At 42.8% G+C, this 14,270-nt stretch carries 10 protein-coding genes, 1 tRNA gene and 3 pseudogenes; 3 read left to right on the top strand and 11 right to left on the bottom strand.

What is annotated here, in order from left to right; all coding sequences use genetic code 11:
* Positions 1-13: 13 nt before the first annotated feature.
* Positions 14-1,333, bottom strand: a complete 1,320-nt coding sequence (locus tag AC6I8E_RS15445) for a methyl-accepting chemotaxis protein (RefSeq protein ID WP_013359009.1) — start codon at positions 1,331-1,333, stop codon at positions 14-16.
* A 222-nt stretch (positions 1,334-1,555) separates the two neighbouring features.
* Here AC6I8E_RS15445 and AC6I8E_RS15440 point away from each other — a divergent pair.
* Positions 1,556-1,631 (top strand) — tRNA-Phe (locus tag AC6I8E_RS15440).
* Between the two features lie 76 nt (positions 1,632-1,707).
* Here the strand turns inward: AC6I8E_RS15440 and AC6I8E_RS15435 are convergent.
* From AC6I8E_RS15435 to AC6I8E_RS15410, 6 genes and pseudogenes are all read right to left on the bottom strand, one after another.
* Positions 1,708-1,818 (bottom strand): annotated as a pseudogene (locus AC6I8E_RS15435) (DUF3487 family protein); the annotation flags it as partial.
* A gap of 11 nt (positions 1,819-1,829) precedes the next feature.
* Entirely contained in the window at positions 1,830-2,042 is a 213-nt protein-coding gene (locus AC6I8E_RS15430) for a DUF2976 domain-containing protein (protein WP_497824202.1), read from the bottom strand.
* A gap of 339 nt (positions 2,043-2,381) precedes the next feature.
* A complete protein-coding gene (locus AC6I8E_RS15425) occupies positions 2,382-2,723 on the bottom strand; it encodes an integrative conjugative element protein, RAQPRD family (RefSeq protein ID WP_497824201.1) in 342 nt (113 codons plus the stop codon).
* Between the two features lie 89 nt (positions 2,724-2,812).
* The gene (locus tag AC6I8E_RS15420; RefSeq protein WP_497824200.1) at positions 2,813-3,517 is read right to left on the bottom strand and encodes an HNH endonuclease; all 705 of its coding nucleotides are present in this window, start codon (positions 3,515-3,517) and stop codon (positions 2,813-2,815) included.
* Positions 3,514-4,884 carry an AAA family ATPase gene (locus AC6I8E_RS15415; protein WP_497824199.1) on the bottom strand — a complete coding sequence of 457 codons (1,371 nt, stop codon included), beginning with the start codon at positions 4,882-4,884 and terminating at the stop codon, positions 3,514-3,516. The genes AC6I8E_RS15420 and AC6I8E_RS15415 overlap by 4 nt, the downstream gene beginning before the upstream one ends.
* A 98-nt stretch (positions 4,885-4,982) precedes the next feature.
* A pseudogene (locus AC6I8E_RS15410) lies at positions 4,983-5,696 on the bottom strand (TIGR03747 family integrating conjugative element membrane protein); the annotation flags it as partial.
* Positions 5,697-6,040: 344 nt separating this feature from the next.
* On the opposite strand from AC6I8E_RS15410, the gene AC6I8E_RS15405 reads away from it, so the two are divergent.
* The gene (locus tag AC6I8E_RS15405; protein WP_497824198.1) at positions 6,041-6,922 is read left to right on the top strand and encodes a hypothetical protein; all 882 of its coding nucleotides are present in this window, start codon (positions 6,041-6,043) and stop codon (positions 6,920-6,922) included.
* Here AC6I8E_RS15405 and AC6I8E_RS15400 read toward each other — a convergent pair.
* From AC6I8E_RS15400 to AC6I8E_RS15385, 4 genes and pseudogenes are all read right to left on the bottom strand, one after another.
* Positions 6,905-9,436, bottom strand: a complete 2,532-nt coding sequence (locus AC6I8E_RS15400; RefSeq protein WP_497824197.1) for a DEAD/DEAH box helicase — start codon at positions 9,434-9,436, stop codon at positions 6,905-6,907. The two genes, AC6I8E_RS15405 and AC6I8E_RS15400, sit on opposite strands and share 18 nt — an antisense overlap.
* Positions 9,433-10,260, bottom strand: coding sequence for a HamA C-terminal domain-containing protein (locus AC6I8E_RS15395; RefSeq protein ID WP_497824196.1), 828 nt, complete (start codon positions 10,258-10,260; stop codon positions 9,433-9,435). The genes AC6I8E_RS15400 and AC6I8E_RS15395 overlap by 4 nt, the downstream gene beginning before the upstream one ends.
* Positions 10,261-10,596: 336 nt before the next feature.
* A complete protein-coding gene (locus tag AC6I8E_RS15390) occupies positions 10,597-11,088 on the bottom strand; it encodes an STY4534 family ICE replication protein (protein WP_497824195.1) in 492 nt (163 codons plus the stop codon).
* Positions 11,089-11,702: 614 nt separating this feature from the next.
* A pseudogene (locus AC6I8E_RS15385) lies at positions 11,703-12,157 on the bottom strand (PFL_4669 family integrating conjugative element protein).
* Between the two features lie 566 nt (positions 12,158-12,723).
* Here AC6I8E_RS15385 and AC6I8E_RS15380 point away from each other — a divergent pair.
* On the top strand, positions 12,724-13,689 hold the full coding sequence (locus AC6I8E_RS15380) for a sensor domain-containing diguanylate cyclase (protein WP_013359008.1): 966 nt from the start codon (positions 12,724-12,726) through the stop codon (positions 13,687-13,689).
* The last annotated feature ends 581 nt before the right edge of the window (positions 13,690-14,270 follow it).

The following is a 14,270-nucleotide window of genomic DNA, read 5'->3' as shown; positions in this document are numbered from 1 at the left end:
CCCCCGCAGAGCATCAGACTTTAAGCGTTTTAGTGACCTGTCCGATGGCACGCACCACGTCCGTTGCGCCTTCACGGATTTCTGCAATCACGCCGCCCGCCTCCTGAGCCAGCTGTACACCCTGATCGGCACGTTTCAGGTTCGACTCAATACCTTTCAGCGCACGGCTTGCCAGTAGATGATTTTGCTGAATCCGGTTTTCAATGTCGGTAGTGGCGCGGTTAATGTTGGCTGCCAGCGTGCGGACTTCATTAGCCACCACAGCAAAGCTGCGGCCATGGGTGCCCGCCCGCGCTGCTTCAATGGCGGCATTCAGCGCCAGCAGGTTGGTCTGATCGGCGATCCGGCGAATACCTTCCACAATCGCGCCGATACGATCAGAAGACTCACTCAGGCCGGTAATATCACCGGAGATCCCCTGCAGTTCACCCGCCAGCGCATTCATGGTTTCCACGCTGCTGGCGATCACATCGGCACCCAGCTTTGTGCTTTCATCCGTTTGCAGTGCGGTGTGATAAGCCCGCTGCGCCGCATCATGCTCCTGCTGATTCTTTTCCACCTGTGCGGTCACATCCGTGGCGAATTTGACGATTTTGTAGAGCCGGCCCTGTTCATCAAAAACCGGGTTATAGGTGGCACGCAGCCAGACCGTCTCACCCCGTTTATTCACCCGGGGAAACTGACCCGAGACAAATTCACCCCGGTTCAGTTGCTGCCAGAACTCGCTATATTCGCGGCTGTCGCGTACAGCCTGCGAACAGAAACGACTGTGGTGGATCCCTTCGACCTCTTCACGACGGTAGCCCATGGTTTTCAGAAAATTGTCGTTGGCTTTCAGCACTTCACCTTTGAGGTTAAAGGCGATGACCGCCATCGACCGTTCAATGGCGGTGGTAATGGCGCGCTGCTCCTGGGCATCGTTGATATGGCCCGTAATGTCGGTGGCCAGTTTGACGATTTTAATCACCCGGCCATGGCGGTTCTGCACCGGCACATAGTTGGCTTCCAGCCAGATCGGGCGGCTGTTTTTCGCCATGCGCAGAAATTTATCGCTGAAGCTTTCGCCCCGGTTCAGCCGCAGCCAGAAATCCTGATAGTCCCGCGACTGAAGCTGTTCCGGCGTGCAAAAAAGGCTGTGGTGCTGGCCTTCAATCTCCGCCAGCGTGTAGCCCATGCGCGCCAGAAACAGCGCATTGGCGCTGAGAATGGTGCCATCGGGGGAGAACTCAACCATGGCGATGGAGCCGTTGAGCGAGCTCAGCGTGGCCGCTGAGTGAGCCCGCTTCTGCCAGCCGTGGCGTGAAGTGATACCTGATGTAATGGTGGAAAACATGGCGATCCTTATTATTAGTGTTGGTCTCGCCTCCTATATCGGCAAAATCGCGGCACAATGGAGCCTTTACCGCTCCGCTGACTAAAATTTATCCGGCCAGACGCGAGATTTTTGCGCCGGGTCAAACCCGATATTTGAGTTGATGGAAAAGCCGTCAGTCGATGTGATTTTGGTGAAAAGCGTTTGACGCTGCCGGGCCGCTTTGGTTTAATGCGCCCCGTTGCCCGAATAGCTCAGTCGGTAGAGCAGGGGATTGAAAATCCCCGTGTCCCTGGTTCGATTCCGGGTTCGGGCACCATCTTTAAAGAACCCGCCTCTGGCGGGTTTTTGCGTTTATTGAGCGATCGCCATTGCCCATCTGCTGTTTCATTTCCTCCAACCGCTAATCCAATCAATGCCGCCAGCCCTAATCCCAGCGTGGTGAAACCGCGAAACACTACAGGTTCGGCATTAAGTCGATCGGGAAAGAAACGGATTGTCTGTATGCTTATCCTCATTACAGAATGATTTCGGCAGACTGGCCGAGCAGCCAAATTGTCGCGACCAGCAACATGACGCCGGTTGCGACGATGGAGCCAAACCTGGTCCAGGTGGCGCGCTCGTTACTATGGACCGTGCTGGTTGCGACCCTGTAAATGCCACTACACAAATCAGCAAACCCATGAAGATAATGGAGTCTTCCGCGTAACCTGTGGTCTGATCCATTCATTTATTACCGCCGTTGGATTCCGGCGCTTCAAGGGATGGAAGTTCGGCCAGAGCCGGTTTGCATGTTAGCTAGGCCACAATCAACTCGTAGCCCAGACACATCACCTGAAGGTCCTTGAAGCCAGATAAGCGATCATCCTGATGCAGTCGATCAGTAAAGCCACAGAACAGATAACAAATCGGGCAAGAGCGGTATACCTAACTTTGGTATTTACTTGGTCATGCCAGACATCCATTGCTGTTCATGCTGCCGAGAGAAACAGCACACATTAGAAAAAATACAATAAACATTATATACAGAACGCTAATATCGAAGTCGCCGGATGCAGTTTTAAACGCATTAATTTGCGAGGCGGTCATCGCCATAGCGGACGGACTCAGGTCTAATCGCCGCTGACCTTGCCTGAATTGGCTGCGCACGCGAAGGCTGTGTGTAACGGTCATTACCGGCACGCATTGTGTTGAGGTCTTCGTTAGTTTTCTTCGAGTCAAACAGATAACGGCGGCGCTCATTGGGATCAGATTGGGCAGCAACGGTGCGAGCACGGTCGAGGGAGAGCTGGACTTGGTCTAGTAGGCGTTGGGTGGTGGCGAGTTCGTCGAGTTCAGATGAATAAGTTGATGAGGAAATAATGATTAGCACAAGGCTAATAAAATACTGTAAGGAAGATTTTAACTTCATGTTGCATGCACCAGTAGAGGGGGAGTGCATGCAAAATATTTTTTATTGTTAGAATCAGGAATCCTTAAGTGAATTTCGCGTTACAACAATTAAATACTGCTAGTGATACCACTCACAGAGATTGAGTTAAGTAACTCATCAACTTTCTCCTCTTCTTTGTCTGGAAGTGCATCTTTTAAAGCGTTAATATTAGCTAGTCTGTCAAATATCATATTCTCATCGTTGATTCCAAATGTTGTAATCATCAAGTCAGCTTTCTTTATATCGTCACTTATAATTTCCGCCACTCCATTAGTTAGATTGATTTTAAGGTGTTCTTCAATGTTTTCAAGGAATGGATGAACAATTAAGAACTCCATCGATTCATAAGGTGCATCTGGTGTTGCGCAAAAGTCTTTGTTGCCTTTAACAGTGAAGCCATTACAAATAAAACAGGCTAAAACCAAATTGTTCGGTTCAAATGCATACTTGCCATATTTTTTGTTTTCTGCATTCCTTGGCAAGAAATGATCAATGTGAATATATGAAAGATGACTAGGGCTAGGGCCAAAAATATAAAAAGATCGTCCGCAATAGTAGCAATATTCATCTTGAGAGATGACTAAGTGCTTCTTAATTTTATCGATCAAATTATCTCTAATTGTAATGTCGCCATATTCAAGCCCGATTTCATCTTTGAGTTTTCCAGTCCAAGATTTAGATCCTATTTCATTGAACCTAAGAACGTAGGGCAAGTGTTCTTTGTCATATTTAAAACTAGACTTTGGCTTGATAAACTTAAATCGTTCTTTCATTTTTTTCCCTCTAATGCTTTTCTCGCATTGATCAAAAATAATGAGATAGGATCATTATCTGGAAATTTATACTTCTCTAATCTTTGTAGGGAAACTTGATATTCTTTTAGCTTTTTACCATCTGCGTCCCATTTACTGAGTTGGTTTGCTAATGTTCTAATGTCACTTTCAAACGCCTTGTTTCCTCGAGTCAACACCCCAAAAACACTATAAAGCAACATATCTGAAGACCAACCAGAAGGCGTCGCATCTAAGGGAGAAATGCTTAAAACACCATTTTCGCTTCTTGTTACAAGTATATTTGAATTCTCTATAGGAAGACTACTAACCAAAAGATGAGAGTGAGTGGCAATAATGACATGGCAAGCCTTATAAGGTTTTAATATTTTGTCGATCATGTCTAAATATTTAATCTGCCAGGCTGGATGTAAGCTAATTTCAGGCTCATCAAGTAAAATTAATGAATTATCTTGGGCCTCTTTTACTAAGGTAGACATGTTTTTAATTAGACTGAATTGGCCCGAGCTAAGATTTAATAAATCATCTTTGCCATCGTCTCTCAGGTTTGTAATTCCAATTATTCGCGCAGCCAATAACTTGACTAAAGCAGCAGAAATGGTGGTGTCTGATTTCTCTTTGTTGTAATCTATACTGATTTTAACTGAGAAGGAACCATCAAGAGTTAAGTTATTGGCATCTGCAATGTTTTTTAACAGGAATAGTGACTCATGGTCAAATCTAGCCCGTCTTGTTCCTCTTGATGTATTTATATTTGAAAGGTCACCATCAATATTATTGATGGCATCTAGAACCAATTCTGATTCATTGTTTCTAACAGATTTAAGCTTACTTCTAGCGTCAGATGTTAAAGAGAAAACAAATCGATAGACTTTAGGGAGATCCATAAACTGAAGGAAATCAGAGAAAATATCATCTTTCTTTTTATCTAATGAGATATAGTGAAAATTATGAAAAAGAGCTGCTCTGTAGTTACCTATAAAAATACTATTCCCTGTAGATCTCATTCCTCCATAATAATAATTATTTTTCTCATTGACATCATCTTTGGAAAAAGGAAATTTATCATTAACGCTAAATGTCGAAGCTATAATCTTCTCTGGCCATAACACGCTATTGTTGTCATTTTTAATTTCGATAGTGGTTTTTTTTGCATCGTCATTACTTAGGCTGTATTTACGAAGTGTGTTTATGATTATTTTTAGTAATTCACTTTTTCCTGTGCCATTTTCACCAATTACTAAGGTGTAAACATTCTTATTACTAACTAGATCTTTTGAAGAAAACTCCACTTCCAAATTTCCAAATGCAGGATGTTTTTTAAAATTAACATTAGTGATGTAAGTCATAGTTATCCTTGTCGATGATAAGATTCTGCCGCGCCGCCTTTGCGGCTTGTCTGCTGACGACAGCGTGAAAAGTCGAGCTTTGCACGCTGTCGTCCAGCTTACAAATACTTCTTGAATGACGCTGTCAGCACCGCCAGCGCCATTCCCAGCAACAGCGTAGCAGGCAGCAGCAGCAGATTTGGGTACACAGCCGATGGCCACGATAGATACACCATGCAGGGCACATAGAACGCGGGTTTAACGAAGCGTTTGGCATGATGATAAACAAAGCTGGATTCATATGCCGCGCCATAGCGCCGCAGATCTCGCCGCCCCAAGCCATCAACCACCGCGACCAGTACCACCATCAGAAATAGCGGTATGGATAACACCAGAATCGTCACGCGGATCAGCGTCACCACCGCGACATACACCGTCGCCAGCAAGTATTCCCGCAGCGCCGATGCCAGCCAGCGGCTAGCGGCACTCAATCCGGCAGCAACAGCATTACCACCGCCTTCTATTGCCTGATTTTGCTGAGCGATCCATCCCTGCAAACCGCTGTCGACAACCAGCCACTGATAAACCTGTGTTACCCAAGCTGTGACTGTCACCGTTGGCTGTGACAGCAGCAGGCTGCGCGTGAACTCAGTTGAGAGATAGCCGCTCTCGATCTGCATCACCTGCTGGCTATGCGCCGCACCTTGATCTGGCCAGAAGAATGCAATGCCGATGTACTCCATTACCAGGCTGAAAAATAGCGATGCCAGCAGCACACCGATCAGCTTCCAAGGCCATCCCCATAACAGATTAAATAGAAAACCGTGCTCTTTGGTGAGACTCTATACCCATCGCAAATTTTGCGGTAAGTAAAAACACTACCGCCACACAACGTTGAAACGGCATCATTCATCTCCAATTAATTTATCAAGAATCAAAAAATATCTCAATTGTCGAGAAAGTTAAGTCATCTGATAGTTACCATATGGAAATTTTGATGCATTGATTTAATAAGAAGTGATATTCCACATTAAATCACTTCAATGAGAGTATTAAGTATAAAACTCGGAAAGTGAGTAAGAGGTTAATTATAATGCTAAAATAGACACTTAATGATTGATGTGCTAAAATACTGTTGATTTATACAGTTACTGGTGAGTTCATTGAGGCTTAGGCTATGAATGACAACAAAATTAAGAAAAATGCCACTGTTATATTTTTGAATATTAACGCTTGCGATGGTTTTTTTTCTGCATTCCCCTCTCATTTTAGAAGTATTGAAAATGATGACAGTAAAACAAGGATTATGAATTATAGAGGCAAGAAACATCTAATTAAAATCCAAGATAACAGCTATGGTATTGATGATGCTTACGTTCTGACTGTCGTTAAAGAGAGAAATACATGGCAAACAAAAGCAACTAAAGATGGAAATATTACAGGAATAAGTTTAAACCAAGGTATTGTGGGAGACCCATATTTTTTGTGTATAATCCCTGAAAGAAAAGTAATATTTGGTTTTACATCAGGCCCCAGTGGTACAGTTAAAAGTGTAGCTAAGTTCGTTCTTGAGCAATTTAACAGTAATAGAGCAGAAAAAATATCAATAAATCTAATTCCGAAAGAAAAAGAGTTTGATTCTCTCAATAATGTTCCTGAGTTTAGCAGCCTTCAATTCAATCTAAATTCTTCTTTGTTAAATGACTTAACAGAAAGTGCACCTGAATTTATTAGACAGCTTAGTTCCGCGCCTTATATTGGGCAAGGTATGCAACTGGCATTTAATTTAGATATCAATAAAGGTAACGAGTCTGATTTTTCTAAAGAGAGTATTCTAGAAATAGTTAACTTCCTATCAGACCACGATGGTTGCTCAGTTTTGAAAGTAAAAGGATTAGATCACAATGGGAAAAACTTAAGCTTAGATTTTTCCAATGCATTTTTAACCTACAAAACAGAAATCAATACAAGAAACAAATTTATTGATGAAAAGTGTTCCTCTCAGGTTCTTAAAGATGCCTACAATGATTACCTCAAAAAATTAGCCACGGCTAATTAAATGCCTTATCTCTTTAATCATAATAGCATGGAGGCTATTTTGGCTAAAGTTCTCAAGCACATTTTCAAGGTCACTTATCGATGTAATACTAACCCCTCTTGGGAGTTTATCATGTAGCTCTTTTGCTGCCTCCCTGGACAGACCTAAATTCAACAATGACATCATACGCTCCTCGCTAGCTCCAATCTCAAGAAAATAATGTAACTTCACGGAAGGAACTTCTATCCCCTTCAAGTTCGCAACATCTGCAAGGAGCAATTGATAGCACTTTACTGCATTTGAAAGCTTGAATCTAATATCATTATTTATTACTTTTATTATATTTCTAACTGATGAATTTATGTTACCCCCAGAACTTTCATCATCTTTAACCTTTGATTTTTTTGGTTTATGATTTAAATCCCAATTAATTTGATCATTAATCATTTCTTTGAGGCTAAATCCTTTAACCCATTTTCTCGAAATCATAGTAATGTAGGATGAGGAGTATGAATCTGTAGGATTAAATATGCCAAACTCAATTAATTTGTCGCATATTTTGAGCAGGCGATCATATAGTTCATCAGATTTAGGATGAGGTAAAGACCAAAGACTGAGGTTATCAACGTTACTTAAAAAACTATGAATTTTGTTCTGCTGAATGTAACCAATAGTAGGATTAGACTCTAAAACAAACTGGGGGACTTTTATTGATTCAATTGCAAATTTTACGGACTTTCTCAATTCCTCAATGTCTGACTTATTAAGGGTTATTTCGGGGGAGGAAAACGTTTCGTTAAGTTCATCACTAGAGAAACTCTTGATAAGCTTATTTGCAACTGTATAAAATTTATAATTATCACTTTCCTCAATAGCCGCGCCACCTCTTAAAACTGAAATGATATCACTCATATTTTTATTCATGAGGTTAAAATATGTAGGGATTTTGTCTTCCTTTTTTTCTGTGTCATCAAAATAATCTGTATACTGCCATTTCTCTGGCTCGATCAAGAAAACATTCCCAGAAAAATGCTCAAGCATCCTACCAGCTCGCCCCGTGATATTATTTATTTTTACATCTTCCAATCTAGTAGACGGTTTATATGGGACTCGGTTTATAGGATCGTGAAGAAAAAGATTTTTTGCCGGTAAATTAACACCTTCGGCTAAGGTGCTTGTGCAAACAATATAGTTTACAAGCCCCTCTTTGACCAAGTTTTCTACCAATACTCTAACAGAGGTTGGTAATGGTCCATAATGAAAGGCCACACCACGCCTTAAATTGTTAGCTAAACTATACTCCTCATGAATAAAGCTCTCGATATACTCTGCAGCTTCCTCAAGACTAGGGTTGTTGACATCTTCTTTAATCAGCTTAGCTATTTCATCTGCAGTATTATCGCATGAGTTCGTTTGGTTTCTATAAATGATATTACTTTGACCACCGCCAAGCCTTTTAGCAATATCAGAAAGTTTAGTTCCGTTAAATTTTTTGGGTATAATAATATTATCACCCGTATCCTTACGTTCAATAACAAGATTTCTACTTTTTGGAGTTACTGATATTAGAATTTTCGAAACTGGTGAATGCGATGTAATTCTTTTCGAAAAAGAAATGCCTCTAAATACACTTGAAAAACTATTTGCATATTGAGGTGAGGGCATGCCTATAATAATTTGAGGGGAACTATCTTCTAACAACTTCTCGAGCGTAATGTGTAAGAGCACTCCACGGCTTTCATCGGATATGTTATGAGCCTCATCAATAAACAAGTAGTTAAATGAAATATCACCTCGCTGCAGAATTTCATATAATCTTTCCTGTGTCATAACAAAAATAGTTTTATCCAAAAATTGCTCATCTTTGGGGATTGTACAAATTTCAACTTTATCCTCATGCCTCTTTTCCTGAAGGATCCCATAAATCTTCGATGAAACTTCGGTAATCAAAGCTCTAGTTGGGACCACAATAGCGGCAAAAGCACCGTCACTAGAAATTATCTCCTCAATTAGATAACTAAGAATAATGTGCGTTTTTCCTGCTGAAGTTGGGGCGACAGAAATTACATCTTCCCCGTTACGAAGTTCATCCCAAAGATTTTTTTGAAAATTTGTCAATGGAAAAGCCAACTGTTGGACAGTATTAGCTTCTAAGCGAAGATGCCTGGCCGTTTCTGTATATAAGTTAAAATTAAATGATATGTCTGGAAATCTTTTCTCCAATAAACTTATATTAGGAAAGTCACCTGAGTTGTAATATATATGATTCGCAATTGGAATAATATCATTGTATGTTATAGCACAAACCTCAATCAACATTGATAAAATTACTGTACCCTCCTTCTTTAATACTTCATCATCTGAGTAATAAAATATCTGGGAGGTGGAAATTAATTTTTTCACAGTGATTTTATCAATTCTGACACTATCGCCAACCATTAGGTTAATATATGACTTAAATAATAAAGACCTGTCTTTAATGTAATCATCCGAGTTGGTGATTTTTTTTGCTAGTTTATAATAAAAGTTATTCATTCTTGAATGCCTAAGTAATCAATGAATTGCTGGACGAGTTCATCAGTGGATGAAAAAGGTAAAAGCAAGAGTGAAGATTTTTTTATTTCAATCCCTTGGGCTACGAGTTTGTTAAAATAACTTACTGTATATATTTTAGCTAGATCAATATAGCTTTCAAAAAACTCATTTTCATTGGTTGAATTAGAGAATGAATTGGAATCTACAAACCCAATAAAGCAAGGTGAAAGTATTTTATTTCCATGATCATTTTCAGAATATGGGTCAATGAAGTCAAGAATATCATCTTGTAGATCATCTGTCATATTAGGGAAATCAAGATGGCTCTCAATTAAATCGAATTCATCTCTGAATTTCTCTCTGGCCGATTTAATTGAAGTAACGGCATCAGTTGCTGCACCATTAAAGTCTTTGTGGAGCTTTGATTCGCCAAAGTAGATGAATAAATCATTGCCAACATATTGAGCATGCACAGCATCAGCTCCAAAAACTGCAACGCGACGGCTTGTTTTAAAAGACAATTTACTTAGTATTTTGGGGGCTTCTAAATACACATCTAACAGTGTAAATAAGATTAACTCTCCCAACTCACCTTTAGCCGTGTGCTTACTGAAGCGTCTAATTGCTCTTTTAAATAATTTTTCCACTTCCGTGGGATCTTCAGACCCAATTTTACCTTCAACTTCACTACATTTAAATGCAAAATTTAGGAGTATCTCCTGCTTAATAATTTCAAAAAAATATGTGAAGTCATTATGGCCAGTTTTAAAGGGCAAATAAAAAAGAGAAACTTCTGCCATTGCATCATTTTCAAGAAAGATCATTACATCCTTTTTCTTGAGGATACTCTTGATTCCTTCATGATTTTTTAACTGAGGGGGAAGCTTTTTTATCATGCTTTTCATAATGTTAATTAAAATAACTGCAATTTCATTAACATTTCTCTCACGATTTCCTTGTATGTGTAACCGATGATATCGGTAAGGGAATCTGATGGAAAGGCTATTTTTTATTCTTGACCGGTGTTGCTATGATCCTCTAAAAATTTAACTAAATTTAGATAATTAAATTGCCCATCGTTATTTTTTTCTACTTAACTCTTGAAGTTTAAACTATAAAGATGTAGTGATGAAAAAAGCCTCTATGAAGTGGCTTTGGGGTTAGAACGAATTACTTGCATAGTTTTTTTTAGACAGCGAAGGTTGCGGTGGAGTTTCTTCAGTTTTATCAGACTTATAAACAATCGCCTGACCAATCTTGATCCAATGGACCTTAATCAGTCTTGCTTTCAGGCTAACCCTTGGTTCGCCTGCATGATCACCTTTGTTGAGCGTGAATATGTCAGACGTCAGGTTACTGAGAGTAAACCCAAGCAGCACTTTGTGGTCCTCGTCTACGGCTTTCTGGCAGCGGCTTACAAGGTCCGTTGCTTCTTTACCGGCATTAGTGGCATCAAAGCGCACATAGGTAGGGTTGTCAGTAGGGCCGCTCAGCGCATTAATCACTACGCTAATAAAGCCACCATTCAGGGTTTCAATTCTGCGAATGTTGCTCAGATAACCCAAGCCCTTGATGTTGAGGTTGAAGTATTCATCTTTGGTAGAAGTAGTGCTGGCGTTGTTTGCAGCGTTGTTGGTAGTGGTAGCAGTCATGATGTTTATTCCAGGAGTGGGAAATAGTGACGGAGAAACATTCATCCCTGACGGATAAATGCTTTCCGTCAGGAAGCGCGGATAGCTATGCCGTGTTGGCTGGTCAGTACTAAGAACCTCATCACACAGGTGACATCCGCATTAAGAGGTTGAGCGGATCGACCACTGCAAAAGCAGCACTTCTCTCAGGTCATGAAGTTTTAGGTGGCAACCGCGTAAGCGTCTCTCTCAGGTTGCTGAAACATTGGCTGGTTGTTGAGACAACAACAATAATGCCGTTCCAGTGTCCTGCCGCTAAAAGCGGTTGTCAGCGATAAAGTAGTTTTGCGGGGATGAAAATAAAAAAGCGCCAGCAATTGCCAGCGCTCAGGGCCTGCACGCAGACCGGTGATGTATTCGTTACTCCGGGAGTTGAAGCTCCGGCGCGGTTTTCACAGAGGGCGTGCGCCTTACAGACCAAATCGGATGTGCGGTGATTTGCCTGCCGGACTGATGATTTTCTGTCCCCGTAAAAGACATCCAACCATCCCGCAGTCACGGGGTGCTACATCGAAGCCTGTTAACCTTATCAGCATCGCTAAGGACATAAAAGGCTTTGCTGAAGCGCAAGAAAGTTATTCAGAAGCTTCACTATTTTCAGCCAGCTTTTTCAGGTTCGGTGAAAAGGTGGAGAGCATTTTCCCCGTCATCACCTCCAGATCAACGTCGCCCAGCAGCTTGACGGCTTCGCTGGCAATCACTGTCTTCTGCTCCAGATCGGCGCGCGTTACAGCGAACGAACGGTAATGCTGCGCGACGCCATATACTTTACGCACCAGATGGCCGCCATTACTGAGCATTTCATCGCGCTCTTTGCCGCTAATCAGGCCGTAATGGGAAGCCTGAAACACCTTAATCGACAGCTGATCGTAACCAACCAGCAGCCAGACGCAGCGATAACCCAGCGGTGTGCGGCTGAACACGCCAAATCCAGCGCGTTCTCCAGCTTCAACAGCGCCATATCTGCATAAGGATTATCTCTTTCAGCGTCACGGCTCATCAAACCGGCGCGCTGAATTACGCGCGGCATGCTGAGGATTTGCGGCCTGCCGCGCTCGCGTAAATCGTCAGGAGTTCGGGTGTACACCTGCTTATTGGGTCAATGCCCATTTACTACATTAAAACCGGTAAAAAAATCAAACCTAAAGTCTCAGCAAGGGGGATTGAAAAGCCCCTTGTCCCTGGTTCGATACACTCGCCACATCCTGTGGCTCGCCCTTCGGGTCGCGCTGACGCGCGATGCAAAAATGCTCCCGGCATTTTAGTCCGGGTTCGGGCACCATCTTTAAAGAACCCGCCTCTGGCGGGTTTTTGCGTTATGGCACGAACCCGTTATCGAAGGTTCGCCAGACTCCCCCGACATTTCCGAATTTCACTTCAGTCCGGCGCATTTCGCCGCACAACGCTGTAGCAATGCAAACAGATTTCACGGTGAAACCAATTTGCTGCTTCGCCTCTGTGCTGTGTTGCCAGACCCGCACCGCCTGATGTGCTGTCCAGCCTGCAATTGGCCGCGGCTAATCGTGTTTTAGTAGCCACTCTTTACAGAATCAACCTGACAGGCACAATAGCCATTTTTACAGTTCTCTCATGATCATGTCAGAAGAAGCGCTGCGTCTGCAGATACAGAACCTGAAAAAGCATAATGCGCGTCTGAAGCGTATAGCGCATGACGCCCGTACAAAACTCAACGCGGCGCTGGATGGCACCGGATTATTCCTGTGGCAGCTCGATATTCCCAGCGGCAAACTGGTGATCTTCAACCGGCGCTGGGGCGCGATGCTCGGCTTCCAGCCTAAAGAAACCGACGCCAACTTCGAATCGTGGAAAGAGAGTCTGCATCCTGATGATGCCGCCGAAGTTTTGCGCGCGTTTAACGATCACATCGCCGGAAAAGCGCCTTACTATGAAGCGCTGCATCGCATGATCGCCAAAAATGGCAGTATTACGTGGGTGCTGGATCGGGGCCGGGTCAGCGAGTGGAACGCGCACGGCGAGCCGGTTAAAGTCATCGGCACTCACATCGACATGACCAAAGAGAAGCAATATGAAGAGCAGCTAGCCCTGCTGGCGCTGCACGATCCCCTTACGCTGCTCAATAATCGCCATGCCCTGCAAAATGATTTCTGTGAAATGAAAGCGCAGGGGCCGCTCTGCGTTGTCTTTATTGATCTGGATAACTTTAAACACGTCAACGATACCCTGGGGCATCGCAGCGGTGATGAAGTGTTAATTCAGTTAAGCCAGCGATTGACTGAGCTCTCCCCGGCAGAAGTAATCATTGGCCGGCTCGGCGGCGATGAGTTCGTCCTGCTATTGCCGTTTGCACTCAGGCAGCCGCAGGTCAGACAGCTGGCGCATGCCTGCCTTGATGCGGTACTTACCCCTTTTGATTTGGCTAACGGGCACGCGCACATAGGCGCGTCAGTAGGCGTGTCACAGGTTGAGGTAAAAGATGACTTTGATACCGCCCTGGCACGTGCTGATGAAGCCATGTACCGCATAAAGAAGAACGGTAAACGCGGTGTTGCCTTTTATTCCGCCGTGTCTGACCCCCTCTGACGCTGCCAGGCTTCCTCCCTGCAGGCCACTGACGCCTGATTTCCCAACAGGCACTGCACGATTCCATCCGTCATTTTTTAATTTCTCCTTCTACTCGCCGCCTGCAGGCTCACAAAACCTATGAATGTCCCCACAGAAAACACTTTTTAGTACTATTCCGAAAACCCGATTTTCGTCCCCGATTTACCTGAATATCACCGCTTCGTTTAATTCTGAATATATGTACCAATTATTGCGTATCATTCTGATTAAAATTTTCATTAAATCAGCGTAATTGATCATTTATTGATCAAAATAAGCTATTTTCAGCTGGCGCGGTCAAAGCCTTGCGTCTCGCTTAATTCAGCTTCCAAAACAGCGGCGTGTAAATATATTTACCGCTTCGCTTAGGGAAATTGATCGTTTGTTGATCATCTTCACTAACTGATATTGATGAAGTTATCTCAGTACCGCTTCGGTTACTGTTTTTTCAATTGGACATTTTTCGAAAATGATCGATTAATAGGGCGCGGCGATTTTTGTAAGAAATGTATTTGGAGCCGTAGCTCTTTTTTGAATAGAACAGAGCGATAGTTGAAATG

The organism is Pantoea sp. X-Soil-YNGN-785 (genome assembly GCF_059730585.1).
The sequence above is the reverse complement of the archived record's forward strand: the minus strand, read 5'-3'. Positions and strand labels throughout refer to the sequence as shown.